The sequence below is a fragment of the Allobosea sp. BH3 genome (assembly GCF_025499465.1).
GTDB lineage: Bacteria > Pseudomonadota > Alphaproteobacteria > Rhizobiales > Beijerinckiaceae > Allobosea.
Genome location: NZ_JAIMCA010000004.1, coordinates 206,276 through 230,952 on the forward strand (window position 1 = coordinate 206,276; position 24,677 = coordinate 230,952).

The 24,677-nt window shown below is 66.4% G+C and carries 24 protein-coding genes; 9 read left to right on the forward strand and 15 right to left on the reverse strand.

Features of this window, described 5'->3' with window-relative positions:
• Nucleotides 1-62: 62 nt before the first annotated feature.
• Both BoBH3_RS13825 and BoBH3_RS13830 read left to right on the forward strand, forming a co-directional pair.
• Complete coding sequence (locus tag BoBH3_RS13825) at nucleotides 63-989, forward strand: DMT family transporter (protein ID WP_262331396.1); 927 nt, start codon at nucleotides 63-65, stop codon at nucleotides 987-989.
• A 161-nt stretch (nucleotides 990-1,150) separates the two neighbouring features.
• A complete protein-coding gene (locus BoBH3_RS13830; RefSeq protein ID WP_262331397.1) occupies nucleotides 1,151-1,771 on the forward strand; it encodes a helix-turn-helix domain-containing protein in 621 nt (206 codons plus the stop codon).
• Nucleotides 1,772-1,904: 133 nt separating this feature from the next.
• On the opposite strand, the gene BoBH3_RS13835 is transcribed toward BoBH3_RS13830, so the two are convergent.
• Nucleotides 1,905-2,306, reverse strand: a complete 402-nt coding sequence (locus BoBH3_RS13835) for a GFA family protein (protein WP_262331398.1) — start codon at nucleotides 2,304-2,306, stop codon at nucleotides 1,905-1,907.
• Between the two features lie 186 nt (nucleotides 2,307-2,492).
• Here BoBH3_RS13835 and BoBH3_RS13840 point away from each other — a divergent pair, with 186 nt between their 5' ends.
• A complete protein-coding gene (locus BoBH3_RS13840; protein ID WP_262331399.1) occupies nucleotides 2,493-2,885 on the forward strand; it encodes a VOC family protein in 393 nt (130 codons plus the stop codon).
• Between the two features lie 101 nt (nucleotides 2,886-2,986).
• On the opposite strand, the gene BoBH3_RS13845 is transcribed toward BoBH3_RS13840, so the two are convergent.
• The 7 genes from BoBH3_RS13845 to lysM all read right to left on the reverse strand — a co-directional run bounded on the left by BoBH3_RS13845 (nucleotide 2,987) and on the right by lysM (nucleotide 9,861).
• Entirely contained in the window at nucleotides 2,987-3,214 is a 228-nt protein-coding gene (locus BoBH3_RS13845; RefSeq protein ID WP_262331400.1) for a hypothetical protein, read from the reverse strand.
• A gap of 545 nt (nucleotides 3,215-3,759) precedes the next feature.
• Nucleotides 3,760-4,677, reverse strand: coding sequence for a c-type cytochrome (locus BoBH3_RS13850; RefSeq protein ID WP_410050614.1), 918 nt, complete (start codon nucleotides 4,675-4,677; stop codon nucleotides 3,760-3,762).
• Between the two features lie 361 nt (nucleotides 4,678-5,038).
• Nucleotides 5,039-5,470, reverse strand: a complete 432-nt coding sequence (locus BoBH3_RS13855; protein ID WP_262331402.1) for a c-type cytochrome — start codon at nucleotides 5,468-5,470, stop codon at nucleotides 5,039-5,041.
• Between the two features lie 131 nt (nucleotides 5,471-5,601).
• Nucleotides 5,602-7,911, reverse strand: a complete 2,310-nt coding sequence (locus tag BoBH3_RS13860; protein ID WP_262331403.1) for a xanthine dehydrogenase family protein molybdopterin-binding subunit — start codon at nucleotides 7,909-7,911, stop codon at nucleotides 5,602-5,604.
• A 102-nt stretch (nucleotides 7,912-8,013) separates the two neighbouring features.
• Nucleotides 8,014-8,973, reverse strand: a complete 960-nt coding sequence (locus BoBH3_RS13865) for a YiiG family protein (protein WP_262331404.1) — start codon at nucleotides 8,971-8,973, stop codon at nucleotides 8,014-8,016.
• Between the two features lie 56 nt (nucleotides 8,974-9,029).
• Nucleotides 9,030-9,347 carry a rhodanese-like domain-containing protein gene (locus tag BoBH3_RS13870; protein ID WP_262331405.1) on the reverse strand — a complete coding sequence of 106 codons (318 nt, stop codon included), beginning with the start codon at nucleotides 9,345-9,347 and terminating at the stop codon, nucleotides 9,030-9,032.
• 67 nt (nucleotides 9,348-9,414) lie between these two features.
• Entirely contained in the window at nucleotides 9,415-9,861 is a 447-nt protein-coding gene (gene lysM / locus BoBH3_RS13875; RefSeq protein ID WP_262331406.1) for a peptidoglycan-binding protein LysM, read from the reverse strand.
• A gap of 199 nt (nucleotides 9,862-10,060) precedes the next feature.
• Here lysM and BoBH3_RS13880 point away from each other — a divergent pair, with 199 nt between their 5' ends.
• Both BoBH3_RS13880 and BoBH3_RS13885 read left to right on the forward strand, forming a co-directional pair.
• On the forward strand, nucleotides 10,061-10,489 hold the full coding sequence (locus BoBH3_RS13880; RefSeq protein WP_262331407.1) for a GlcG/HbpS family heme-binding protein: 429 nt from the start codon (nucleotides 10,061-10,063) through the stop codon (nucleotides 10,487-10,489).
• Nucleotides 10,490-10,509: 20 nt separating this feature from the next.
• On the forward strand, nucleotides 10,510-11,571 hold the full coding sequence (locus BoBH3_RS13885; RefSeq protein WP_262331408.1) for an NAD(P)/FAD-dependent oxidoreductase: 1,062 nt from the start codon (nucleotides 10,510-10,512) through the stop codon (nucleotides 11,569-11,571).
• A 122-nt stretch (nucleotides 11,572-11,693) separates the two neighbouring features.
• Here BoBH3_RS13885 and BoBH3_RS13890 read toward each other — a convergent pair whose 3' ends face one another.
• Together BoBH3_RS13890 and BoBH3_RS13895 are read right to left on the reverse strand one after the other, a co-directional pair.
• The gene (locus tag BoBH3_RS13890) at nucleotides 11,694-14,216 is read right to left on the reverse strand and encodes a glycosyltransferase family protein (protein ID WP_262331409.1); all 2,523 of its coding nucleotides are present in this window, start codon (nucleotides 14,214-14,216) and stop codon (nucleotides 11,694-11,696) included.
• Nucleotides 14,217-14,547: 331 nt separating this feature from the next.
• Nucleotides 14,548-15,783 carry a urate hydroxylase PuuD gene (locus BoBH3_RS13895; protein WP_262331410.1) on the reverse strand — a complete coding sequence of 412 codons (1,236 nt, stop codon included), beginning with the start codon at nucleotides 15,781-15,783 and terminating at the stop codon, nucleotides 14,548-14,550.
• A gap of 133 nt (nucleotides 15,784-15,916) precedes the next feature.
• Here BoBH3_RS13895 and uraH point away from each other — a divergent pair, with 133 nt between their 5' ends.
• On the forward strand, nucleotides 15,917-16,270 hold the full coding sequence (uraH, locus tag BoBH3_RS13900; protein WP_262331411.1) for a hydroxyisourate hydrolase: 354 nt from the start codon (nucleotides 15,917-15,919) through the stop codon (nucleotides 16,268-16,270).
• A 231-nt stretch (nucleotides 16,271-16,501) separates the two neighbouring features.
• The gene (gene puuE / locus BoBH3_RS13905) at nucleotides 16,502-17,920 is read left to right on the forward strand and encodes an allantoinase PuuE (protein WP_262331412.1); all 1,419 of its coding nucleotides are present in this window, start codon (nucleotides 16,502-16,504) and stop codon (nucleotides 17,918-17,920) included.
• Nucleotides 17,921-18,078: 158 nt separating this feature from the next.
• Here the strand turns inward: puuE and BoBH3_RS13910 are convergent, their stop codons facing one another.
• The 3 genes from BoBH3_RS13910 to BoBH3_RS13920 are packed head-to-tail and all read right to left on the reverse strand — an operon-like array spanning nucleotide 18,079 to nucleotide 21,205.
• Nucleotides 18,079-18,477 carry a VOC family protein gene (locus BoBH3_RS13910; RefSeq protein WP_262331413.1) on the reverse strand — a complete coding sequence of 133 codons (399 nt, stop codon included), beginning with the start codon at nucleotides 18,475-18,477 and terminating at the stop codon, nucleotides 18,079-18,081.
• A 32-nt stretch (nucleotides 18,478-18,509) separates the two neighbouring features.
• Nucleotides 18,510-19,976 (reverse strand): UdgX family uracil-DNA binding protein, encoded by a 1,467-nt coding sequence (locus BoBH3_RS13915; protein ID WP_262331414.1) that lies wholly within the window; start codon nucleotides 19,974-19,976, stop codon nucleotides 18,510-18,512.
• Complete coding sequence (locus tag BoBH3_RS13920; protein ID WP_262331415.1) at nucleotides 19,973-21,205, reverse strand: putative DNA modification/repair radical SAM protein; 1,233 nt, start codon at nucleotides 21,203-21,205, stop codon at nucleotides 19,973-19,975. Before BoBH3_RS13920 ends, BoBH3_RS13915 begins: the two co-directional genes overlap by 4 nt.
• Before the next feature lie 125 nt (nucleotides 21,206-21,330).
• Between BoBH3_RS13920 and BoBH3_RS13925 the strand changes: the two genes are divergently transcribed.
• Nucleotides 21,331-21,492, forward strand: a complete 162-nt coding sequence (locus tag BoBH3_RS13925; RefSeq protein WP_262331416.1) for a hypothetical protein — start codon at nucleotides 21,331-21,333, stop codon at nucleotides 21,490-21,492.
• Nucleotides 21,493-21,510: 18 nt separating this feature from the next.
• Here the strand turns inward: BoBH3_RS13925 and BoBH3_RS13930 are convergent, their stop codons facing one another.
• The gene (locus BoBH3_RS13930; RefSeq protein ID WP_262331417.1) at nucleotides 21,511-22,917 is read right to left on the reverse strand and encodes an SNF2-related protein; all 1,407 of its coding nucleotides are present in this window, start codon (nucleotides 22,915-22,917) and stop codon (nucleotides 21,511-21,513) included.
• 97 nt (nucleotides 22,918-23,014) lie between these two features.
• On the opposite strand from BoBH3_RS13930, the gene BoBH3_RS13935 reads away from it, so the two are divergent.
• Complete coding sequence (locus BoBH3_RS13935) at nucleotides 23,015-24,403, forward strand: M20 family metallopeptidase (protein ID WP_262331418.1); 1,389 nt, start codon at nucleotides 23,015-23,017, stop codon at nucleotides 24,401-24,403.
• 3 nt (nucleotides 24,404-24,406) lie between these two features.
• On the opposite strand, the gene BoBH3_RS13940 is transcribed toward BoBH3_RS13935, so the two are convergent.
• The gene (locus BoBH3_RS13940) at nucleotides 24,407-24,661 is read right to left on the reverse strand and encodes a hypothetical protein (RefSeq protein WP_262331419.1); all 255 of its coding nucleotides are present in this window, start codon (nucleotides 24,659-24,661) and stop codon (nucleotides 24,407-24,409) included.
• Between the last annotated feature and the right edge of the window lie 16 nt (nucleotides 24,662-24,677).

Consider the following 24,677-nt stretch of genomic DNA (forward strand, 5'->3'; position numbering starts at 1 on the left):
CGCGTGATCTAAGGGACTATGGTTTCGCTCGAAACCAGTTCATTTCCCGCGAATCAGCTGCTTTGTCCCCTCTCCTCGGCATTTCCCTCAAGCTGATTTCGGCGCTGGCCTTCACGCTGATGGCCGCTCTGATCAAGACCATCTCGACGCGCTATCCGACAGGCGAGATCGTCTTCATCCGCTCCTTCTTCGCGATGATCCCGCTGCTGATCTGGCTCGCCTGGCGTGCGGAGCTGCCGGCTGCCCTGAAGACCGAGAACATGCGCGGGCACGTCAAGCGCGGCATCATGGGCTCGACCGGCATGTTCTGCGGCTTCGCGGCGCTTCAGTTCCTGCCGCTCTCGGAGGCGGTCGCCATCGGCTATGCCGGCCCGCTCGCCGTGGTGGTGCTCGCCGCGCTCATCCTCAAGGAGCGGGTGCGCATCTATCGCTGGAGCGCGGTGACGATCGGCTTCGTCGGCGTCCTCATCATGCTCTCGCCGCATCTCGGCAGCGGCGCCCATCCCGTCGGGAGCAACGCCGCCATCGGCGCGGCTCTGGGGCTTGCCGGCGCGCTCTGCTCGGCCTTCGCCTCGGTCGAGGTTCGCCTCCTGACCGCGACCGAGCGCACCGGCGCGATCGTCTTCTACTTCATGCTGCTGACCAGCCTGCTCGGCCTCTCCACCATCCTGCTCGGCTGGAACATTCCGGACGCCCGGGACGCGCTCCTGATGGTCGTCATCGGCATCCTCGGCGGGCTCGGCCAGATCCTGATCGTGCAGGCCTATCGCTATGGCGACGCCTCGCTGATCGCGCCCTTCGAATATTCGACCATGCTCTGGGCGGTGGCGATCGGCTGGTTCTGGTTCGGCGAATGGCCGGCGACGGCGATCCTGATCGGCGCCTTCATCGTCATCTCCTCCGGCATCTATGTGATCCTGCGCGAGCACCAGCTCGGCCTCGCCCGACGCGAGCAGCGCGAAGTCGGCGGCCCCACCCGCATCACCTGACCGCGGTGCTGGCCCTCCCCCCGCTTGCAGCGGCAGGGAGCAAACCCGGCACGCCGCGAAAGAGGAAACTTGCCCCCCCGGCGGCGAGCAGGCATTGTTCGCTTCTGCAAACGATCGTTCGCTGTCGCAAACGATACGGCATCGAAAATGGAACCTGCCTGATGGGAATCGAGACGAAAGAGCGCGGCGGGCGGGAGCTTGAATCCGGGGCTCAGGTCATCTCGGGCCAGCTCGGCAAGACGATCCAGCGCCTGCGCAAGGCCTATAATTTCTCGCTCTCCGACCTCGCCGAGCAGTCCGGCGTCGCCAAGTCGATCATCAGCCAGATCGAGCGCAACGAGACCAACCCGACGCTGGCGACGATCTGGCGGCTCTCGCAGGCGCTCGACATCTCGATCGAGCGCGTCCTCTCCAGCGGCGAGGAAGAGCCCTTCATCGACAAGACCACCCGCGCCGACACGCCGATCCTCGTCTCGGAGGACGGCAAGCTGAAGCTCGCCATCATCGGCTGGATCAAGACCGTCGAATGGCTGCAATGGTACGACGTCTCCTCCGAGCCCGGCGGCGAGCTCGATTCGGAAGGCCATCAGCGCGGCTCGATCGAATCGCTCTCGGTGACGGCCGGCGAGTTCGAGGTCGAGGTCGGCGACATCATCCAGCGCGCCAAGGCCGGCGAGACGCTGCGCTACCGCTGCGACCGCCGCCACATCGTCCGCTGCGTCGGCAACGAGCCGGGACACGCGCTGATGGTCTGCATCCTCAAGGCGGCGGTGATGGAGTAGACGCTGCCGCGTCGGCTTCTCGGAAGCTTTCCCGTCATGGTCGGGCTTGTCCCGACCATCCACGTCTTTCTTCATGCAGAGAGGTGTTCAAGACGTGGATGCTCGCCACAAGGGCGAGCATGACGGCCGTTGCTCAATCGCCCGCCTTCTCGCGGTCCCGCACATGCTGCTCCGCGCCCTTCTGGTGGGCGAGCCAGGCCTCCCGGCGGATGGTCCAGAGTTCATAGGCCGGCAACAGCGCGCTCGGCGGGCTGTCCAGCGAGCCGAGCTTGATCTCGATCTCGTCCGAATCGTCCGCCCAGCAGAACAGCGGCGAGCCGCATCGCCGGCAGAAGCGCTCGCCCCCCGCCCGGACCTGCCAGCATCCGAGTTCGCCCGACAGGGTCACACCTGATCGCGGCCAGATCCCGAAGAAGGAGAAGGCCGAACCGGACGCCTTCCGGCAGGTCTCGCAATGGCAGATGCCGACGCGGACCGGCTCACCATCGAGTTCGTAGCGGACCTGTCCGCAATTGCAGCCGCCGGAGAGTTTCATCTTGGTCTCGCGCGTTGCGGGAAGTGATGGGCGGCCGATGAACCGACAGCTGGCCCGATCGGTTCCGGAATCGGACCCCGGCGCATTCCAGCCCGCCGGGTTCTTCTGCAGGCTTTCACGGAATGACGCCGTGTTTCCACGAAAACCCGGCATGCTCTAGAACGATCCGACTAAGCGGAGACGATGATGAGCCTCGGCGCAATCGACAACCTCGACTACACCGTCATCCTGTGCAGCAGGATGGAGGAGACCCGGAATTTCTACAGCGAGATCATGGGCTTCCCGATCGCCGAGGACCGGGAGAATTGGGTGAGCTTCCGGCTCGGCGCGACTTTGCTCACGCTTCGGCCCCGCGGCCCCTGGTCCGTCTGCGACGATGGCCCGAGACCACAAGGCTCTGCGGCCGTCCAATTGGCCTTCCGGGTGCCGCTCGCAGCCGTCGATCGCTGTCACGAGGAACTTGTCGCCAAGGGCGTGCCCATCCTGCGAGGGCCGACCGACCTGCCCAAATGGCGTCACCGCACGCTGTTCTTCCGCGACCCGGAGGACAACATCATCGAGATTTACGCAGAGTTCTGAGGGCGCCCGCAATCGACCCATGGCTGCTGTTGGTCTTATGCCGCCAACGAGGGGCCGTGGCCAAGACGCGCGTGCCGTGCAGGATCACGCCCAGCGGAGGCTCAAATGCGCCGCTTGCGACCAGCCCGTCGCCAGCCAAGCCAACCGCCGAGCACGGCTCCAAACAACCCACCCAACGGCCCGAGCTGGAAAACCGCTCCCATCGCAAACGCGCCTTCGAACTGGGAGACACCAGCCAGCTCTCCCACGACGAGGGCGCCAGCGGCCGTCATGAACCAACCGAGCACCAAGCCAGCAAGCGAGCCGAACAGGCAGAAGAGGACCCTCATTCATCGGCATCCGTTCTTCCGAGGTCTGCATGCATTATCGAGTGCCGATACGTCATGCGCAATCTCCGACGCGCGCTTTGCGGAGATTGCTACATCGCCCCTTGGCGGAGGTCTCGGCTCTGACGTCGGATGTCCGCTTCCGGCCCATAGCGGACGCTGCACGGCGGTGTTCCGCGTTGAAGTCACCGAGCGTTAATGGCGCACGCACAACAAATGACGTGAAGCCCCCCACGCGGAAGTCAACATGATTGACTGGGGCCCAACGTTTTGAAGCGAGCACTCACGCGGCTATTGGAGATCTCCCCTGCCTCCTCGCCGAAAGTCTCGGACGAGGTTCCTTTTGTCGTAAATGGAAAACCTATCTACGGCTCTGACTTGTACGACCAAGTTATGGAGGAAGAAAGGAAAAGGCGGCTCGCGCAGTTGGCCGAGGAAGCTGAAGCAACTCGGAAGTGGATGGACCTTCCCAATAGCTGACTGGTCGGATTTCTGTTCGAGGAAGTTCCGCTTCCGACCCATACCCGACTGAACCATCGTCTCCCGCCCTACCGCCCCTTCGGTCCCTCAACCGCCGGCAACGACTTCAGATATTCCGCCATAGCCGCCCGGTCGGCGTCGGGGAGCTGCGCCATGTTGCGCACCACCTCCGCCATCGTGCCGCCGACGCTGTCGAAGCTCGGGGTGAAGCCGGTCTTGAGCAGCTCGGCGATCTCCTCGACCGACCATTTGGCGAGCCCGTTCTCGGACTGGGTGATGTTCGGCACCATGCCCTTGCCCTCCGGGTCCGGCCCGCCGGCGAAGCGCGTCGCGGGCACGATGGCGCCGAGCGCATTGCGGGCGGAGTGGCATTCGGCGCAGTGGCCGGGGCCGTTGACCAGATAGGCGCCGCGGTTCCAGCTCTCGCTCTTGGCGGGGTCGGGCCGGAAGGAGGCGCCCTCGAAGAACAGCAGCTTCCAGCCGCCGACGAGCCGGCGGATGTTGAAGGGGAAGCGCAGGTCATGCGCGGCCGCCCTGCCCTCCACCGGCGGCAGGGTGCGGATATAGGCGAACAAATCCGCCAGCGCCTTGGGCGGGATCAGCCTGTAGGAGGTGTAAGGGAAGGCGGGATAGTAATGCTGTCCCCGTGGCGAGACGCCCGCCGCCATCGCGTCGACGAAATCCTGCACGCCCCAGTTGCCGATGCCGTCTCGCGTATGCGGCGAGATGTTGGGCGCATGGAAGGTGCCGAAGGGCGAGGCGAGCGCGCGCCCGCCGCCGAGCCGCGTCCTCTCCTCCTGCCCCGGCGTGGCGTGACAGGAGGCGCAGCCGCCCGCTGCGAAGAGCAGCTTGCCGTTCTCGATATCCGCCGCCGGCAGCGCGCCGATCTCCGGCGAAGGCGAGACGACGCGCGGGTCGGTCAGGACATAGAAGCCCGCAAACGCCAGCGCCGCCAGCAGGACGAGCGTGACGAGCAGGCGGCGCAGCAGCAGCATCGGCTTCTCCGGAAGGCGCAGTCGGTAGATTGGACGCGATGACGGTCGCCCTGCAACCCTGGAATCAGAAGCGTTCCAGTGCCGCCGGTTCCGGGCGGCCATCGTCATGCACGGATAGCGCGGGGAACCCTCTCCCGGAGGGCTAGGGCAGGATGAGGGGTAGGCCGTTGGACGCTGCGGCGGTGACCTGCCCCCGCGGTCAGGGCGGCGCTCCGCTGGTCCCGGGGCCTAAACCTCGCCCCTGCCCCTCTCACCGATCTCGGGCCTGCCCGAGATCGGCACTCGACGTGTCGAAGTCGGCAACAGCCGACTTCTATGCAGGAGAGGGGTTCCGCGGAGCGTTTCCCGCGCTCTACTTCTTGACGCGATAGGCCTCGTGGCAAGCGCCGCAGTTCTTCGTCGCCGCCCCGAAGGCGGTGCGGAAGCCGGCGAGGTCCGTCACACCTGCGCCAGCGGTGGCATCGGCTTCGAACTTGGCCAGAGCCGCCTTGAACCCGCCCTGGTCCTCCCAGATCTTCGGCGCAGCGGTGGTTTCGCCGCCCGTCTTCGAGTCGTCGGGGAACAGCGCCGGCAGCTTCTTCGCCGCATCGGCGTAGGCCTTGAAGACGGCCTGCGCCTTGGCTGCTTCGAAGGGAGCTTCGCCCTTGGCAATGGCCGCGCCTTCGCGCGTCGCCGCGCCCACGGCCTTCATCGCCTGCTGGCGCTCTGCGATCGGATTGGCCTGCGCCGACACGGCGCAGAAGCCGACCGCAAGGCCGGCGAGGACGACAACGCTTCGGATCATTCGCTTTCTCCCTTGAAGCAAGGCGGCACGACTAGTGCCGTTTAGAACTTCTCCAGATCAGCGAATGATTGCAAACAATCCAACTAGCGATTGCGTGATCGGGCTTGCGGGAGCGCAAGACCGATCTTGCATCAAAGCCCGTAGCCCGCTTCCTTCAGCGCGTTGAAGACCTTCACCGGCGTCGCCGGCATGTCGATCTTCTTGATCCCGGCCGCCCGGTCGAGCGCATCGATCATTGCGTTCATCACGGCCGGGCAGGCGCCGATCGCGCCCGCCTCGCCCGCGCCCTTCACGCCGATGGCGTTGGTGACGCAGCGGACATTGCGCGTCTCGAAATGGAAGTTCGGGATATCGATCGCGCGCGGCAGCGCATAATCCATGAAGGTCGCGGTCAGCATCTGCCCATCCGGATCGAAACGGATTTCCTCCATCAGCGCCTGGCCGATGCCCTGCGCCGAGCCGCCATGGACCTGGCCCTGCAGCATCAGCGGGTTCAGCGTCACGCCGAAATCGTCGACGACGACATAGTTGAGTATCTCGGTGCCGCCGGTGCCTGGGTCGATCTCCAGTTCGCAGACATGGGTGCCGTTCGGATAGGTCGCCTCCGGCGGCGTCCAGCTCTGGTGCACCTTGAGCAGGGTCGGCGTCGCGCCCGGCAGCGCGGCGATGGCCGCGAGATCCAGCGCCTTGTCCGTGCCGACGATGCGCACCGCGCCGCCCACGATCTCGAGGTCGCCGACGCCCGCCTCAAGTTTCTCGGAAGCGAGCTGCTTGAGGTTGTCGCTCAGGATCTCGGTCGCCTTGTTCAGCGCCGCACCACCGACGGGAATCGAGCGCGAACCGCCGGTGCCGGAGCCGGTTTCGACGAGATCGGTATCGCCCTGCACGACGCGGATGCGGTCCATCGAGATGTCGAGATGCTGCGAGACGAGCTGTGAATAGGCCGTTTCATGCCCCTGCCCGTTCGACTGGGTGCCGATCAGCACCGTGACGGTGCCGTCCTTCTCCAGGATCACGGTGGAACTCTCGGGCCCCCCGCCGCCGCAGGCCTCGATATAGCTCGCCATGCCGATGCCACGGATCTTGCCGGCTTTGGTCGAGGCCTTCTGGCGGGTCTTGAAACCCTTCCAGTCCGCGACGTCCATGGCGCGGCGCATATGGCCCTCGAACTCGCCGGAATCGTAGACCGGCCCAGTCTGCGTCTTGTGCGGCATCTCGGTCGGCTTGACGAAATTAAGCGCGCGCACCGCATCCGGCGACTTGCCAGTTTCGCGGGCGATGGCATCGACGAGCCGCTCGATCAGATAGGCGGCCTCGGGCCGGCCCGCGCCGCGATAGGCGTCGACCGGGGTGGTGTTGGTCAGGATGCCGCGGAAGCGCACATGCACGGCCGGGATGTTGTAGCAGCCCGGCGTCATCGTCGTGCCGACCCAGGGGATGAAGGGCCCGTACTGCGAGAGATAGGCGCCCATCTCGGCAGCGAGATCGACCTTGAGGCCGATGAACTTGCCCTTGGCGTCGAGCGCCATCGTCGCGGTGGCGAGATTGGCGCGGCCATGGGTGTCGGCGAGGAAATGCTCGGTGCGATCGGCCACCCACCGCACCGGGCGCTTCAGCTTCTCGGCCGCGATCATCGCCAGGGGATATTCGCGGTAGAGGAAGATCTTGGTGCCGAAGCCGCCGCCGACATCCGGCGTCACCACGCGAATGCGCTTGGGATCGACCTTGAGCACATAGTTCGCGATCAGGTCGCGCATGCCATGGCTGCCCTGGCTGCCCAGCGTCAGCGTCCAGCGCTTATCCGCCTTGTCGTATTCGGCGATGCAGGCGCGGGTCTCCATGTAGTTGGAGGCCAGCCGATTGTTGACGATGGTCAGCGAGACCGTGCGCGCCGCCTTGGCGAAGGCCTTCTCCGTCTTCTCGCGGTTGCCCTGCTCGGCCTCGAAGGCGACGTTGCCCGCCCGGTCCGGCCAGACCAGCGGAGCGTCCTTTTCAAGCGCGTCCTCGATGCCGTTGACGGCGGGCAGCGGGTCCCAGTCGATCGCGATAGCCTCGGCTGCGTCGCGCGCCTGGGCCAGCGTCTCCGCCACGATGAAGGCGACCGCCTCGCCGACATGGCGGACGGTGTCGGGCGGCAGCACCGGCACGGGGAGCGACTTCGACATGTCGCCCGAGACGGTCTTGATGTGCCCCTTGCAAGGCAGGTCGCCGTAATGGGCGACATCCTTGCCGGTCAGGACCATCTTAACGCCCTTCATCCCGCGCGCCACGTCCGTGTCGGCCACAGTGAAGCGGGCATGGGCATGGGGCGAGCGCAGCACGAAGGCATGCAGCGCGCTCTCGGTGGCGATGTCGTCGGTGTAGCGGCCGGTGCCGGTCGTCAGACGCTGATCCTCGACCCGCCGCACAGGCTGGCCGAAACCGAATTTCATGGGACGCATGAGGCATATCCTCAGTTAGTTCGAATGAAAGACTGGAACAGAAAACGCGCGACGTCATCCCCCGGCGCATGCCGCCGAGGGGCGCACGCAGCGCATTGGCCTTTATCGCGACATGCGGATCGCCGAATCCGACAGCGAAACCATCGTATTGTAGTTGTTGACGATCCAGTTGGCGTCGCTCGCCGCGCCGCGCCGGACGTCGCCCTTGCTCTTGGCCAGCTTGTCGCTGAAATCGCGCAGCTTGCCGAGCCAGGAGCCCGCCTGGCTGTCGATCATGGGCACGCCCTTCGGCTCCTTGTCCTTGAAGGCGTCCATCTCGCGGACGGCGCCGGCATAATCGGCGATGGCGGCGTTGAAGGCCTTGAGGTCGACGATCGGCTGCTCGTTGCTCGGCATCAAATCCATGACGGCGCGCGCATTGATCATGATGTTGCGCACCTGCCAGCGGGCCGACCTGCCCTCGCGCTGCTCGACGGAAGCCAGCTCGCGCTGGTCGAGGCCGCGCTTGTAGACGCGCATCAGCGCATCGATCTTGGCGCGCTCGTCGAGGAAGCTCTTGGCAGCGGGCACCATCGCCGCATGCAGCTTCTGCCCCTCGGCGAGATTGTCGTCGCGATAGTCCTTGCGGTCGTAATAACGCTCGGCGCGGGTGATCAGCGGCGCGAGTTCCTGATAGGCCTTGATGTAGCGGCCCATCGTCTCGTCGATCGCCGGCAGCCTCGGCTCGCGCGCCATCGCCTCCTCGGCCTTCTTGATCTCGCTGTTGACGTCATAGAGGCTGTAGAGCCCGTAACCGATGTAGCGCTCCTTGCCGGTCGGGCCCTTCTTCATGTCGACCCAGCTGCCATAGCGCTCCCAGGACTGGATGGCCCGCAGCGTGCGGTTCATCAGCGCCGTATAGGCGTTCGACTTGGCGATCGCGGCCTGGAGGTCGTCATCCTGCACCCGGCCCGCGGTCGCGGCCGGAGCCGTCGCCGCGCCCTGTGCCCAGGCAGCGCCCGGCACGGCGATGATCAGAGTGGTGGCGCAGGCCGCACGGCGGAGAAAGGCTCGGAGGGTCATCGATCTTTTCCTTCGTCTATCGCGTGCGCCGCGCACGAGACGCAAGGCACGCGCCGTCAGTCCTGCGCGACCGGCTCGCCATGCATCAGCCAGTCCTTGAAGCCGCCGGCATAGTGGCTGTCGATGTCGAGCCCGGCCGACTGCGCGAATTCGAGCGCGCGGCGGGAGCGGACGCCGGCGGCGCAGGAGAGCACGAGGCGCTTGCCCGGCTCGTTCGGCAGATCCGCCGGGTCGAATTGCGAAAGCGGTCGCGAGATCGAACCGGGGATATGTCCGGCGGCGAATTCATGCGGCTCGCGCACATCGACGATCAGGATCGAGCCGTCGCTCAGCCCGGCCTTGACCGCGTCGATGTCGAGGTCGTTGACGATCATGGGTACCTTCAAAAACGAAAAAGCAGCCGCGAGCATGAGCTCGCGGCCGCGCTAAGGCAAAACACTGTCAGGCCGCGAGCGGCGGAATGCGCAGCACCCAGCCGGGCAGGATCAGGTCGGGGTTCTTGACCGGCGGCGTGTTGGCCTTGACGATCTCGGTGTATTTCGCGCCCTGGCCCTTGCCGTAGTGCGTCTCGGCGATCTTCCAGAGCGTGTCGCCCTTCTTCACCGTGTAGAACACTGCCGCCGGCGTCTCCTTGGTCACCGCGAGTTCGGACTCGACCTGTGCGACGCCGGTGGTGTTGCCCAGCGCGAGGATGATTTTCTCGGCTTCCTCGGTCGAGACGGCCTTGCCCGAGACCTTCACCTTGTCGCCATCGATCTGGACATTGATGTCGGAAGGCAGACCGTGCCCCGCCAACTCCTTCTTCAAATCGTCGGCGGACGCGGCCTTGGCCTCGCTGGATCCGAAGATCTTCGCGCCGGCTTCCTTGATGAAACTGAACAAACCCATTGAGATGTCCTCCCTGTGTCGCGACGCTATCAAGCATCGTCGTCTAGTCATGCGCAAGCGGACGACGGCCAAGGGTTGTGTTGCCCCGCATCGCGACTTCTTGATGACGCACCCTCTTCGTGACGCGTGCCTTGCGCAGGCCCCTTCCCTCTGCGCCCCTCGGCTGGCAAGAACGCTTGCGTTGAAAACGGAGCTTCCCATGCTGACCCTTGCCCAGGCCGAAACCATCCTCGCCGGCGTGCTCGCCCACGCCAAGGAAAACGGCTTCAAGCCTCTCGCCATCGCGATCGTCGATGCGCGCGGCGCGCTCAAGCTCTTCACCGCCCAGGATGGCACGCCCCTGAAGCGCGGCGATATCGCGACCGGCAAGGCAGATGGCTGCATCGCCCTCGGGCTCGGCGGCCGGGCTCTGCAGAAATTCGCGATCGAGCGGCCCTATTTCATCCAGGGCGCGACGCATGCCACCGGCGGCTCGCTGGTCCCGGTCGTCGGCGGCGTCCTGATCCGCTCGCCCGAAGGCGAGGTCCTCGGTTCCATCGGCATCTCGGGCGACACCTCCGACAACGACGAGATCGCAGCGCTCGCCGGCATCGCCAAGGCGGGCCTCGTCGGCGAAACGGGCGCCTGACTTAAGACGAGGCCAGCACGATGAGCGAGGCAGGCGCCGCTGACGAGACCGAAGTCATCACGACCGACGTCGTCATCGTCGGCGCCGGCCCCTGCGGCCTCTTCGCCGTCTTCGAGCTCGGGCTGCTCGACATCCGCGCGCATCTCGTCGACATCCTGCCGAAGCTCGGCGGGCAGTGCGCGGAACTCTACCCGGAGAAGCCGATCTACGACATTCCCGGCTTTCCGATGGTGACCGGCCAGGGGCTGGTCGACAACCTGGTCGAGCAGATCAAGCCGTTCGGACCGACCTTCCATCTCGGCCAGATGATCGAGGCCGTCACGCCCACCGGCACCGCGGAGGCGCCGCGTTTCCGCGTCACGACGGACGCGGGCACGATCTTCGACACGAAGGCGGTGATCGTCGCGGCCGGCGGCGGCTCCTTCCAGCCGAAGAAGCCGCCGATCCCAGGCATCGAGGCTTACGAGGACGGCTCGGTCTTCTATGCCGTGCGCAGGATGGAGGAGCTTCGCGGCCGCGACGTCCTGATCGTCGGCGGCGGCGATTCGGCCCTGGACTGGACGCTCAACCTCCAGCCCATCGCGAAGCGCGTCACGCTGATGCACCGCCGCGACGATTTCCGTGCCGCTCCTCACTCCGTCGAGCAGATGCGGGCGCTGGTCGCAGCGGGCGCGATGGAGCTGAAGCTCGGGCAGGTGATGGCGCTCAGAGGCGAGGATGGCAGGCTCGAAGCCGCGATCTGCCGCGGCACCGACAACGAAACCTTCGAGATCGCCTGTGATGCGATGCTGCCCTTCTTCGGGCTCACGATGAAGCTCGGCCCCATCGCGAACTGGGGGCTGGACCTGCATGAAAACCTGATCCCGGTCGATACCGAGAAATTCGAGACCAGCACACCCGGCATCTTCGCCATCGGCGACATCAACACCTATCCGGGCAAGCTGAAGCTCATCCTCTGCGGCTTCCACGAAGCCGCGCTCTGCGCCCAGAAAATCCACCGCTACGTCTATCCGGAGAAGCGGCTGACCTTCCAGTACACCACCTCCTCGACGAGCCTGCAGAAGAAGCTCGGGGTGGCCTGACGGCGAAAATCGGCCGTCATGCTCGGGCTTGCCCCGAGCATCTCAGGACGAAAAGACACCTAATCCCGCGAGAGTGTCTCGGGTCTGCGCTTCGCTTCGCCCGAGAATGACGCCCCGGACCCTCAGTGCGCCGAGGCGTCGCCGGGCAGTTGCGCCGATGCGGTGCCGCTGCGCGCCGGCTGGCCCGCCCCCGCGCCCAGACCAAGCGAATTGCGCACGCTCTCCGACGGCCCCGCGAGTCGCGGCCCATCGGACGGCGCCGCGACGATCTGCGGAGCCTCGCGGTCCGACCTGGGCGGCTGCGGCAGCGCATCCTCAGGCTCCTGCGGATCGATGCGCGCCCTCAGTTCGGCGATGGCGCCGTCGAGCGGATGGAAGCTGAAGCGCACCTTGTGGGTGCCGGCCGGCACCTGCACGGCGCGGAAAATGACGTTCGCCTTCAGCATCTCGGCCTCGACGCCATCCACCTCGACGCGCCACCAGGGATGCCAGATGTCGTTGAGCACGACGAAGCCGGCAGCCGGCGTCGTCACCTCGATCTCGACGCGCGAATTGCGGTAGTCGGTCAGCCGGACGCTGGCCTCGACCGCAACCGGCCCTTCCGGCGTCGCCACAGGCGGCTCGACATCGAGCAGCACGGCCTGCCGCGGATCGGTCTCTGGCCAGTGGCCGGACAGCCGCATGCTCTCGAAATCGGCGAGCTGCCAGCCGCCGACGAACTGCACGCGCAGCAGCGCCCGCGGGTTCTCGTAGACATAGCCCTGCTTCGTCCGCGCGATCAGCTTGAGATCGCCATCGCGCAGGTTCTGGTCGACCTGCTCGATCGGAACCGGCGAGGCGATGTAGCGCAGCCCCAGCAGGTCGGCGAGGCGACTGCGATAGGACGGGAAGAGCGGCGTGAACTTGCGATCCTGAGGCGCGGCAACCCCGTCGCCGGTGCCGACCGCCTCCGAGAACTCCTCCAGCCGCAGCGGATTATAGCCGAGCGTGTGGTCGAAGCCGTGGATCATGCCGGCGTTTGGCCATTCGAAGCCCATGCCGAGAAGCTCGACCCGGTCGCGGCGCGTCGAGCCCGGAGTAGCCGACGTCAGCTGCTTCAGCAGCGCGATGGTGTCGTTCTTCGTGTCCGTCTGCAGCACGTCGTACATCTGCGGCGGCAACGCGGTGGAATCGTTGGGGCCGTTGTTGACGCCGAGATCGGCCGCCACGACGGCGGTGACGAGCACGAGGGCTGCGGCTGAGCCGGCCGCGCCGCGCCAGCGCCGCATCAGCAGCACCCCGCCTGCCGCGATCACGAACCAACCGACGGCAAAGGCGACCGGCTTCAGAGCATCGCGAAGATGCCCGTCGTCATAAGCGACCACGAACCCGGTGAGGACGCTGGCGAGCACGAGCCCTGCGCCGATGGCGAGGTCGCGCTTGAATGACGTGCCTTCCGGCGCGGTCAGCACGCGATGCAGCACATAGCCCGAGAGCAGAGCGGCCAGCGCACCGACCAGGAAGGTCGCGTCGGCCGGCCGGCGGAACTGCTTCACACCCGGCAGATAATCGTAGACCAGATGAAACAGCGGCGTGTAGCGGCCAAGCGCATAGAGCACCATGAAGACGAAGCACAGCGTAAGCGGGCGGACGGCCTTGTCCCAGAGCCAGCCGCGCGTCAGTCCCGGCGCCAGCATCAGCAACAGCGGCAGCGCGCCGACATAGACCTGCGCCATGTTCTCGGAGAGCGCGAGCTCCATCGCCCGCTGAGGCGTATTGTAGGGCCCCCAGAAATCGATGACCGGGTCCTTGGCCCCGAACAGGTCACCGATGAAGGCGGTCAGCAACGAGACCGGATGCAGCGAGCCACGCCCGGCCTCGACAAGGCCGATCTCCGGCCGCGTCGTCGCCTCCGCAAAAAGGAAGGTCCAGATCAGCGGCATGGCGATCACGGCAATGCCCACGAAGCAAGCGGCACCGATCGGCAGCAGGCTTGCCCGGACGGCCGGCCAGCCACCTTCGATCCAATGCGCCACGACCACCGCGACGAGCACATAGCCGCCGAGCAGCGCGACCTGGTCGGGCTCCAGCACCATCAGCCCACCGGCCAGACCGGCGAGCACGCCCGCAAGGATCGAATTCCGCTGCAGCATTCGCGCCGTCAGCCAGAAGGCGATGGCGAAGAAGGCGAGGCTCGCGATCTGTCCGACATGCTGCACGCGCCAGGCGGCCGAGGCGCCGAAGGCGAAGACCAGCGCGGCCATCAGCCCACCGGCCGGATGCCAGCCCCGGTCGCGGAAGAACATCAGGAAGCAGAGCCCGCCGACGAGCAGATGCGCCAGCACATAGGCATCGACCGCGCGGAAGCTCGGTGCGGAGTTGAACAGCGCGAGCAGGATGGCGGGCGAGAAGATCAGGGATTGCGGATCGGCGATCTGCGGCGAACCACCGAAGATGTTGTGGTTCCAGAACGGCGACTGGCCGGTGTGCAGGGCATTGGCGAGGAACTGCACCTGCGCCTGGAAATGCGCCTTCGCGTCGAATGGAATCGTCACCGACCCCGAGAGCCAGGGCCAGCACAGGACGGCCCATGCCACGACAAAGCCGATAGCGGCCAGCAGGTAGCTGGCGCTCCTTGCATCCACGCGCTTCAAACGGACCCCCACGGTCCCTCGGCCCGGACGCTCCCTTCGTGGGATCTGTCTCCGAGCCTGTCAGTGGTCGGACAATGGCGGCGCCGACCTGAACCGAATCTGAACACGATCACGCAGACGTGAGGTCGACGTGATCGGACCGGGGACAAGCTGAAGAAAGGGAAAAGACGGCACTCCGGCTTTCGAGGAATGCAGGCCGTCATTCTCGGGCGGAGCGTCGACGACTGCCGTCATTGCGAGGAGCGTGTGACGAAGCAATCCAGGGGGACTGGGTTCAAGCCTTTCAGCCCTGCGGCCCTTGGATTGCTTCGCTCCGCTCACAATGACGAAGCGCCCTCGCCCTTTAGCGCATCGCCGCAAGCCACCCCGCGAGCGTCCTGCGTTCTGCATCCGTCATCCCGGAGAGGTTGTTGGGCGGCATGGCGTGGGTCATCACGGCCTGCATGCGGATGGCGCGGGCATGGGCTGCGATCTCCTCCGGCTCGTGCAGCAGCACGCCCTTCGGCGCGATCTGCATGCCCGGCCAGGACGGCTCGGGCGCATGGCACATGGCGCAGCGCCCCGTGACGATGTTGGACACCTCCACAGGGGGCAGCGCGACGCCGGCCATCAGCACGCGCTTGCCCGTCTCCGGCGGCTTCAGGCCGAGTTGCTCGCGGCCGCCGGGCGAGGATGACATCGCCACCCAGAAAGCGAGCCACAGGGCCAGGATTGCCACCGCCCAGCACCACCACGGCGATTTCGCATGGTCGGCATGGCGAATGTTGAAGAAATGCCGGATCAGCGCGCCGGCCACGATCACCAGCGCCACCAAGAGCGGGATCACCGCCGAATTGGCATAGGTGACGGGGTAGTGGTTCGACAGCATCAGGAACAGCACCGGTAGGGTGATGTAATTGTTGTGCGTCGAGCGCTGCTTGGCGGCCTTGCCGTATTTGGGATCAGGCACCTCACCCGCGACCAGCGCGGCGATCACCTTCCGCTGGCCGGGCATGATGTTGAAGAAGACGTTGGCGGTCATGATCGTCGCCATCAGCGCGCCGGTATGGATCAGCGCGCCGCGGCCCGAGAAGACATTGGCGAAAGCCCAGCTCGCCGCGACCACATAGCCGAAGCCGACGAGGCCCAGCAGGACATCGTTCTGGCCGAGAGGCGACCGGCACATCCCGTCATAGATCAGCCAGCCGACGACCAGCGCCGTGATCCCGACAGCGCCCGCCGCAAAGGGCGAAAGCTGCATCACCGCCGGGTCGATCAGATAGAGCTCCGACTGCGCGTAATAGACCCAGACCAGCAGGAAGAAGCCCGAGATCCAGGTCCAGTAGCTCTGCCATTTGTGCCAGGTCAGCTCGGCCGGCATCACGGCCGGCGCGACCATGTATTTCCGCATCTCGTAGAAGCCGCCGCCATGCACCTGCCAGGCGCGCCCGCCTGTGCCGGGCGGGATGTCGGCCGCCGGCTTCAGCGAGGCGTCGAGATGGATGAAGAAGAAGGACGAGCCGATCCAGGCGATAGCCGTGATGACATGGAGCCAACGCAGCATCATGCCGCCCCATTCCATCAGATAGGCTTCGAGCATCGCGTTTCACCGTTTTCGATCGGGCGTGCGTGGCGGAGTGCGCCGTTGGATTTCGCCCCGTCGCAAATTACGGTTGCCGCGAGGCGGCATGCAAGTTGCTGGTCCTCACGCTCAACCGATGAGGCAATCTTACATGGCCGGGCTGACGACGCATATTCTCGACACCCATGGCGGCGTGCCGGCTGCCGGCGTCGCGATCACCCTGCGCCGCGTCACGGACGGCGCGCGCGAGACGCTGGTCGAGACCGTCACCAATGCCGATGGCCGCACCCAGGCACCACTGCTCACGCCCGAGGCGACGAAGCCGGGCGTCTACGAGATCGACTTCGCGATCGGCCCCTATTTCCGCAACCGCGGCGTCGACCTGCCCGAACCCGCATTCCTGGACGTGGTGACGGTGCGCTTCGGCATCGCCGACACGACCCGGCACTACCATGTGCCGCTGAACTGCTCTCCCTACGGCTACACGACCTATCGCGGCAGTTGAGGCAGGTCCCGACGCCGTCATTCCGGGGCGTCGCGTAGCGGCAAGCCCGGAACCCAGAACCGCAGCGCGTGCAAAGGAAGCGAATCGATCGGCCGTAGCTTTCCCGGCCCCCTCGATGGTTCTGGGTTCCGGGCTCATTGCTTCGCAATTCCCCGGGATGACGAAGCGGTTTTCCCTATCGCCATCAGGCCTTAAGCTCATCGCCTGAATCAATCTGCGAGCACCCGCCCGATGACCACGACCGCCTATCCCCGAGACCTCAAGGGCTATGGCCGCACCCCGCCGCATCCGCATTGGCCGGGCGAGGCCCGCATCGCGGTGCAGTTCGTGGTCAACTACGAGGAAGGCGGCGAGAACAACATCCTGCATGGCGATGCGGCCTCCGAGGCCTTCCTCTCGGAGATCGTCGGCGCCGCCCCCTGGCAGGGCCAGCGCCACATGAACATGGAGTCGATCTACGAATACGGCTCCCGCGCCGGCTACTGGCGGCTCTGGCGGATGTTCACCGAGCGCAAGCTGCCGGTCACGGTCTTCGCCGTCGCCAGCGCGCTCGCCCGCTATCCCGAGATCACCGCCTCGATGCAGGAGGCCGGCTGGGAGATCGCTACCCATGGGTTGAAATGGATCGACTATCGCGACGTGCCAAAGGAGCGCGAGCGCGCCGACATCCTGGAGGCCATCCGTATCCAGACGGAGCTCGCCGGCGAGCGCCCGCTCGGCTGCTATCAGGGCCGTACGTCCGAGAACACGATTCCGCTGACGATGGAGGAAGGCGGCTTCCTCTACACGGCCGATGTCTATGCCGACGAGCTGCCCTACTGGCTCTCCGGGCCGAAGGGCCCTCAGCTGGCGGTGCCTTACACGCTCGACGCCAACGACATGCGCTTCGCCACCCCGCAGGGCTTCAACAGCGGCGAACAGTTCTTCGCCTATCTGAAGGATAGCTTTGACACCCTCTATGCCGAGGGCGGGACGGCGCCGAAGATGATGTCGGTCGGCCTGCATTGCCGCCTCGTCGGGCGGCCCGGCCGCGCGGCGGCGCTCGCCCGCTTCCTCGACTATGTCCAGAGCCATGAGAAGGTCTGGGTGGCGACGAGGCTCGACATCGCCCGCCACTGGATCAAGACCCATCCGCCGGCTGGCGGATATGTGCCCGCGAAGCTGCCCAAGGCGCTCTTCGTCGAGGTCTATGGCCGCGTCTTCGAGCACGCCGCCTGGATCGCGGAAGCCGCCTACGACGCCGGCATCGGCGCGGCGCAGGACACCGCCGAAGCGTTGCATGCGGCGATGTTCGCCGTCGTGCGCGGCGCGGGACCGGAGAAGCAGAAGGCCTTCCTGCTCGGCCACCCCGACCTCGCCGGCAAGCTCGCCGCCGCGGGCGAGATGACCGAGGAATCGACGCAGGAGCAGCTCTCCGCCGGCCTCGACCGGCTGACCGGCGACGAGCGCGTCCGCTTCACGGCCCTGAACGAAGCCTACAAGGCCCGCTTCCACATCCCCTTCATCATGGCGGTGCGCGGCGCCTCGAAGGCGGACATCCTGGCAGCCTTCGAGGCTCGGCTGACAAACAGCGCAGAACAGGAATTCGAGACCGCGCTGGCGCAGGTGGAAAAGATCACGCTCCTGCGGATGAAGGAGCTCCTGCCTTAGGGCGAGGTCATTGCGGGGCTTCGAGCCAGCGAAGAACCCGGAACCCGCGAGCGGGCAATGCGCTCGCCACAGCGCGACCGACAAGTCGAGCATGCCCGACCCAGTCGTGGGTTCCGGGTTCGACCCTGTCGGATCGCCCCGAAATAACCGAGGGCGCGCTACGCCTCGCCAGTGCTCTCTCGCCCCGCCGGATCGAGATACTGCGACAGCCACCATGTGGTCCCGGCCGGGTCCGTTATGCCGCCGCGGCGGTCGCCGTCGCCCTTCTCCGAAAGCTCCTGCACGACGCTGCCGCCGGCCGCCTTAGCCCTGGCGAAGACCCTGTCGACCTCGGGCACATAGACATGGACATGGCATCCCGTCGCATCCGGCATCTGGCCCAGCATCACCACCGAATCCTCGATGACGAACTCGGCATGGCCGATCTCGCCACTGTCGCGACGATGGATGAAGATCGGCTCGCTGCCGAAGGTCGCCTTGGCGAAGGCGAGCGCTGCCTCCGCATCGGCAACCAGCAGATACGGCGAAACGGCATTGTGGTTCGGCGGCTTGTGCATCTGACCTCCCTCGCTTTCAGGCTTGCAGACGTTCACGCCGCCCGGCGGCGCTTCAACTCCGGTACCAGTTCCCCGATCCGACGAAGATCGGCGACGAAACGCTCCCGCTCCTCGCCTCTGCGCGCCTCGTCGGGCAGCCGCAGCAGATAGGAGGGATGCACGGTCGCCAGCATCGGCGCGCCATCCTCCAGCGTAACGTCCCGGCCGCGCACCGAGGACAGCGACATGGTCCGTCCCATCAGCGAGCTCACCGCCGTCGCGCCCAGCGCCACGACGAGCTGCGGCTTAAGGAACTGCCGCTCGATACCCAGCCAGAACCGGCAGGCCTGCACTTCGCCGGCATTCGGCCTCTCATGGATGCGCCGCTTGCCGCGCAGGCTGAACTTGAAATGCTTCACCGCATTGGTGACATAGGCGCGCTCCCGCGCCAGCCCGGCCTCCTCCAGCGCCGCATCGAAGAGCCGCCCCGCCGGGCCCACGAAAGGCCGTCCGGCGAGGTCTTCCTGGTCGCCCGGCTGCTCGCCGACGAAGATGACGGGCGCATCGAGCGGACCCTCCCCGAACACCGTCTGCGTGGCGTCGCGGCAGAGGTCGCAGCGCTTGCAATCACGGGCAGCGGCAGCCGCCTGTTCCCAGTTCTCGAAACTCTCGAGGTCGGTCGAAGGCGCCGGCACCATGCGGGCCTGCTGCCTCAGATGCCTTTCGGGAGGCAGCGTCGGTGCACGCATCACCATCTCCTCCGCCTGGCGGGCCGCGCCCGCGATCAGGGGAGCAATCAGCTCGGCCTCCGGAAGGTTCCGCCAGTAGCGCACCGGCATCTCCTTGCGCATCGCATCGGTCTTCAGCCGGGCCGGGTTGAAGATGTTGGCATAGTAGCAACGCCAATACGCCTCCATTGCATCATCGTCCGGCGCCTGCGCGCGCGTGGCACCCTCGCCCATGCGAAGCGAGGTTCCGTCCCAATGCAGCGAGCCCTGCGGCGTCAGGATCGACCAGCGCATCGTGGCGAAGCGGCCCGTGAAGAAAGACGAGACCCGCTTCAGGATGAAGTGCTCGGGCTCGAACCAGGCGACGAAGACCGGCTCTTCCCCCTCTTCCCGCACCTCGCGGAAGCGCACGAAGGCGGTCATCTTGTGCATGTCCCGCCGTACCGTCCGCGCCATCGCCTCCGCACGATGAACGTCGTCGTCGGTTGCCACCGTCAGCAGAGATGGCTCTGCCTGAAGCCGCAGCAGCAGCCGGTAGAGCAGGCCGAAGCGCTCGGGATCGCGATGGCAGATCACCGTCTCTGCCAGCTCAGGGAAGGCGCGCGGCACGCGCAGCGCGGCAGGCGCCTCCATCTCCGCCACCTCGACCCCGGCATCGCCGGAGAACAAATCCTCCTCGCCAGCCACCAGCCAGCTGATCGCTTCCGGCGGCGCACCCTGCCCGACCAACCGCCGCGCCTCGTCGCGCCAGCCCTCGAAATCCGCGGGTTGGGACAGCCGTGCCAGAATCATCCGAACAGCGCCAGTTGCTTCGGTTGCGGCGATACCAGTGCGCGCAGCCGCTCGCCGTCAGCCGAAGCGCCAGGGCGCCAGCCATCCGCGACGATGAAGTGCCGCATCGTCCGGGCCGAGCGGGTCAGCTTGGCGACATCCTCGAAGCGCACCCGGCGCTGGCGCCGCACCGCCAGCAGCCTGTCGACGCTGCGCACGCCGAGCCCCGGCACGCGCAGCAGCGTCTCGCGATCGGCCCGATTGACGTCGACGGGAAAGCGGCCGCGATGCCGCAGCGCCCAGGCGAGCTTGGGATCGATCGCGAGGTCGAGCATGCCGCCCGACGCCTCGTCCAGGATCTCGCCCGCCTCGAACCCATAGAAGCGGGTCAACCAGTCGGCCTGGTAAAGCCTGTGCTCGCGCATCAGCGGCGGCTCGCTCGGCGGCAGCGCCGAGGAAGCGTCCGGAATCGGGCTATAGGCGGAATAATAGACCCGCTTGAGGCCGAAGCTGCCATAGAGCTGGGCGCTGCGCTTCAGGATCGCTGCGTCGTTCGCCCCGTCGGCGCCGACGATCATCTGCGTGCTCTGCCCCGCCGGCGAGAACTTCGGAGCGGACTTCGCGGTCTCGGCTTCGCTCTCCTCGATCCTGAGCCTCAGGCCGCCCATGGCCGCGCTGATCTCGCGGGGGCGCTTTTCCGGCGCAAAGCGCCGCAGCGAATCCTCGCTGGGCAATTCGATATTGACCGAGACCCGATCGGCGAAGAGGCCCGCCTGATGGGTCAGCTCCTGGCTCGCTCCGGGGATCAGCTTGAGGTGTATGTAGCCGCGAAAGCCATGCTCCCGGCGCAAGCTTTCCGCCACCCGCACGATCTCGGCCATGGTGTAGTCCGGCGAGCGGATGATGCCCGAGGACAGGAACAGGCCCTCGATGTAGTTGCGCCGGTAGAAATCAAGCGTGAGCTTGACCACCTCCTCGACCGAGAACCGGGCGCGGCGGACATTGCTCGACGAGCGGTTGATGCAGAACACGCAATCGAAGCTGCAAAAATTGGTCAGCAGGATCTTGAGCAGCGAGATGCAGCGACCGTCCGGCGCATAGGAATGGCAGATGCCGGCGCCCGTCGTCGAACCCAGCCCCTTGCCGTCGCGCGAGTCGCGGCGGGTCGTGCTGCTCGACGCGCAGGACGCGTCGTATTTCGCGGCATCGCTCAGAATCTCGAGCTTTTCCAGGGTCGTAAGCTGAGACATGACAAACCTTATGTTCACTATTTGTTCTATCAGAACAAACGGCTTTCCCGCAAGTTCCGTCCCGCGAACGGAACCGCTTCTCGCCCCGCAACGTTGATCGGCCGAAACCAGGGGAGAAACAGATCGTGTTCCGCATATTGCTGGTCATCATCGTGCTGGTCGTCGGCTATGACGCCGTGGTCCATCAGGGCACCTATACCCGGGAAGCTTGGGACGGCATCACCCGGCTGACCCATTCTGCCGTCGAAGGCGCGAAGGGCATCGCAAATCGCAGCAATGCTGCCTGAGACGACTGAAAGCCTGCCTCAGGCCGCCGCCGCCCGCGCCTCGACGATACCGGCGATCGCTTCCAGCATGCGCGTGTCGTCGCCGGCGAGCCCTTCCATCGCGGCCATGCGCTGGATCACCGTCCCTGCGATGGCCTCCTCCACCGTGTCCTCGGCATACGCATAGAAGATCGTGGCGTGCTGGCCGTCGCGATGGCAGCGGCCCTCGATCTGCTGGAGCTGGATCGCGCTGTGGCGCATATCGTGGATGACGAGCGCCCGCTCGCGCTCGCCGCCCGGCATTTCGCCCCGATGCAGAGAAATCGATTCGGTCACGGTAAAGATCACCGCGTCGAGCCCGCCCGTCTGGAAAGCGATGCGCGTCTCTTCGTTCTGCGCGCCCGAGTGCTCGCCATTGATCTCGCCCACACGCCATCCTCGCCCGCGTAGCGTCTCAGCCAGCATGGCGCTGGTCTCGAGGAAGGCGACCGAGATCGCCACCTGCTCGTCATTGCCGAGCAGATCCTCGCAGAAATCGGCTGTGCCCGGGATGCGCAGCAGGCTGCCTTTTTGTCGGAAGCGAAGATCGGCCGCCCAGCCCTGCGGCTTGCGCGTCGAGCCGCCCGCGAGGCCGAGCTCCTTGCGGAACTCCCGCCATGTCGCGTCATAGAGCTTGCGCGCAGCGGCATCGAGCGCGACCGGCGCCAGTTCCCGCTGCACCTCCGGCCAGCCCGCAATCTCCTCCGGTCGTCGACGCAGCCCGATGGCGTTCGCCCCGCGATAGAGCAGAGCGGCCATCGCCTTGCGGTCGGCCTCGTTCGGCTCCCAGCTCCAGTTCTTCCAGCGCCCCTTGGCCCGGCCGATCTTGAGCCGCTTCATCAGCATGCGAAAGCCGTCGAGATCGGCGCTCGGCATGCCCGCAGCCTTCGCCAGCAGCGGCGCGAGGTAGGAGAGTTCATGCGGTGACTGGCCGGCAGTCGCGCTCATGAAGATGGTGAAATCGGCGGCGGCCGCGATCTGCCGGCAGACCAGCCCCTGCTGCGAATTGGGATTGCGGATGCGATGCGCCTCGTCGATCACCACGAGCGGCCAGACGCGCTTCGGTGTGCCATGCTTGGCGAGCTCGTTGTTCTTCGCCCGCGTCGAGCGCTTCTTGCTCTCGGGCGGCGGCGCGAGCAGCGATTTCGTCCGCTCAAAATTCATCAGCGTCACGCGCTTCGCCGGCAGTCCCGACAGCGCCATGGTCCGCCGCCATTGCGGAATCGCCCCCTTCGGGCAGATCACCAGCACCTCCTGCTCCGGCATCGCGGACAGCGCGAGCCAGGCCGAGAGCGTCTTGCCGAGCCCCGTGAGGTCCCCGAGCAGAAAACCGGCCGCCCCTTTCGCCCGCGCAGCGAGGATCGCGTCGCGTGCGACAAGCTGATGGGGGTGGGGAACGAAGCTCATTACGATCCGGGGGAGAGGTTGTCATGCTCTCTTGGCACTGGCGGTGAGCCGCGTCCATCGGCACTGTGCGGGCCTTCGATTCCGGGAGACCTCAGAAATGACCCGCGCCCAGGCGATCGCGCATGCGCAAGACTATTACGATTCCGGCCGCCTCAAGAGCGACCTGTCCCGGCTCATCGCGATGCCGACCGAGAGCCAGAACCCGGAGCGCGCGCCCGTCCTTTCCGAATATCTCGAAAAGGAAATGCGCCCGCTGCTCGAATCGCTCGGCTTCGACTGCAAGACGCTGAACCATCCGATCGCCAAGGGCCCCTTCCTGCTGGCGCAGCGCATCGAGGACCCGTCCCTGCCGACAATCTTCGGCTACGGCCATGGCGACGTCATCCGCGGGCTCGACGCGCAATGGAGCGAGGGACTTTCGCCCTGGAAGCTCACCGAGCGCGACGGGCGCTGGTACGGGCGCGGCGTCGTCGACAACAAGGGCCAGCACGTCATCAACATCAACGCGCTGAAGGCCGTGCTCGAAACCCGCGGCAAGCTCGGCTTCAACGTCAAGTACCTGATCGAGATGGGCGAGGAGTCCGGCTCGCCAGGCCTGCGCGAGCTCTGCGAGGAGCAAAAGGAGCTGTTCAAGGCGGACGTCCTGATCGCCTCGGACGGGCCTCGCCTCAATGCCGAGCGGCCGACCGTCTTCTTGGGCGCTCGCGGCGTCATCACCTTCGACCTCTCCATCGTCGCGCGCGAGGGCGGCCATCACTCCGGCAACTGGGGCGGCATCCTCTCCGATCCCGCGATCCAGCTCGCCCATGCCATCGCCTCGATCGCCTCGCCCACCGGCCAGATTCGCATCCATGAATGGGTGCCGAAGGAACTGCCGCGCGCCGTGCGCGAAGCCGTGGCCGATTGCGTCATCGATGGCGGCCCGGACGGCCCTGTGATCGACCCGAACTGGGGCGAGCCCGGCCTGTCGCCGGCCGAGCAGGTCTTCGGCTGGTGCTCCTTCGACGTCCTGGCCATGAAGTCGGGCGTGCCCGAGACGCCGGTCAACGCCGTGCCTCCGAGCGCCTGGGCGCGCTGCCAGTTGCGCTTCGTCGTCGGCATCGACGCGCAAGACGTCATCCCGGCCCTGAAGCGCCACCTGATCCGCCACGGCTTCCCGATGATCGAGGTCTCGACCAATGGCAGCGAGCGCTTCGGCGCGACGCGGCTCAACCCCGAGGACCCCTGGGTGACCTTCACCCTCGATTCGATCGCGAAGAGCACCGGCAAGAAGCCGGCCCTCCTGCCCAATCTCGGCGGCTCGCTGCCGAACGACATCTTCGCGGACATTCTCGGCCTGCGCACGATATGGGTGCCGCATTCCTATCCGGGCTGCTCGCAGCATGCGCCTGACGAGCACCTGCCGGCCTTCATCGCCCGCGAGGCGCTGACCGCCATGGCCGGGCTCTACTGGGACATCGGCGAGCCGGGCCGACCGGGGGTCTGACCGTCACTCCTGCGGCTGGCGCGGATCGCGCCCCGGCGGCAGGTCGATCGGCGTCGCCGGCGGAGCCTCCGGCGGCGCGTTGGGCGGCAGCTCAGGCGGCGGATCGCGCGGCACGCCGAGCGGTTCCTCGTCGGGCGGCGACTCGACCGGCGGCGCGGGCGAGATTTCGCCTGGCATCAGCGGCGGCGCCTCCGGCGGCGGATTCGGGATGGCCGGCGTATTGCCGGGAGCGGCAGTCGCGGAAGACGCGAGGGTCATGAAAGCCTCCGTTATG

Coding starts and splice junctions, on each gene's coding strand:
- BoBH3_RS13940 (WP_262331419.1), bottom strand. CDS start 24,661: ATGACCCTCGCGTCTTCCGCGACTGCCGCTCCCGGCAATACGCCGGCC.
- BoBH3_RS13830 (WP_262331397.1), top strand. CDS start 1,151: ATGGGAATCGAGACGAAAGAGCGCGGCGGGCGGGAGCTTGAATCCGGG.
- BoBH3_RS13870 (WP_262331405.1), bottom strand. CDS start 9,347: ATGATCGTCAACGACCTCGACATCGACGCGGTCAAGGCCGGGCTGAGC.
- BoBH3_RS13845 (WP_262331400.1), bottom strand. CDS start 3,214: ATGAGGGTCCTCTTCTGCCTGTTCGGCTCGCTTGCTGGCTTGGTGCTC.
- BoBH3_RS13865 (WP_262331404.1), bottom strand. CDS start 8,973: ATGACCCTCCGAGCCTTTCTCCGCCGTGCGGCCTGCGCCACCACTCTG.
- lysM (WP_262331406.1), bottom strand. CDS start 9,861: ATGGGTTTGTTCAGTTTCATCAAGGAAGCCGGCGCGAAGATCTTCGGA.
- BoBH3_RS13920 (WP_262331415.1), bottom strand. CDS start 21,205: ATGTCTCAGCTTACGACCCTGGAAAAGCTCGAGATTCTGAGCGATGCC.
- BoBH3_RS13915 (WP_262331414.1), bottom strand. CDS start 19,976: ATGATTCTGGCACGGCTGTCCCAACCCGCGGATTTCGAGGGCTGGCGC.
- BoBH3_RS13880 (WP_262331407.1), top strand. CDS start 10,061: ATGCTGACCCTTGCCCAGGCCGAAACCATCCTCGCCGGCGTGCTCGCC.
- BoBH3_RS13860 (WP_262331403.1), bottom strand. CDS start 7,911: ATGCGTCCCATGAAATTCGGTTTCGGCCAGCCTGTGCGGCGGGTCGAG.
- uraH (WP_262331411.1), top strand. CDS start 15,917: ATGGCCGGGCTGACGACGCATATTCTCGACACCCATGGCGGCGTGCCG.
- BoBH3_RS13855 (WP_262331402.1), bottom strand. CDS start 5,470: ATGATCCGAAGCGTTGTCGTCCTCGCCGGCCTTGCGGTCGGCTTCTGC.
- BoBH3_RS13895 (WP_262331410.1), bottom strand. CDS start 15,783: ATGCTCGAAGCCTATCTGATGGAATGGGGCGGCATGATGCTGCGTTGG.
- BoBH3_RS13835 (WP_262331398.1), bottom strand. CDS start 2,306: ATGAAACTCTCCGGCGGCTGCAATTGCGGACAGGTCCGCTACGAACTC.
- BoBH3_RS13935 (WP_262331418.1), top strand. CDS start 23,015: ATGACCCGCGCCCAGGCGATCGCGCATGCGCAAGACTATTACGATTCC.
- puuE (WP_262331412.1), top strand. CDS start 16,502: ATGACCACGACCGCCTATCCCCGAGACCTCAAGGGCTATGGCCGCACC.
- BoBH3_RS13885 (WP_262331408.1), top strand. CDS start 10,510: ATGAGCGAGGCAGGCGCCGCTGACGAGACCGAAGTCATCACGACCGAC.
- BoBH3_RS13930 (WP_262331417.1), bottom strand. CDS start 22,917: ATGAGCTTCGTTCCCCACCCCCATCAGCTTGTCGCACGCGACGCGATC.
- BoBH3_RS13840 (WP_262331399.1), top strand. CDS start 2,493: ATGAGCCTCGGCGCAATCGACAACCTCGACTACACCGTCATCCTGTGC.
- BoBH3_RS13910 (WP_262331413.1), bottom strand. CDS start 18,477: ATGCACAAGCCGCCGAACCACAATGCCGTTTCGCCGTATCTGCTGGTT.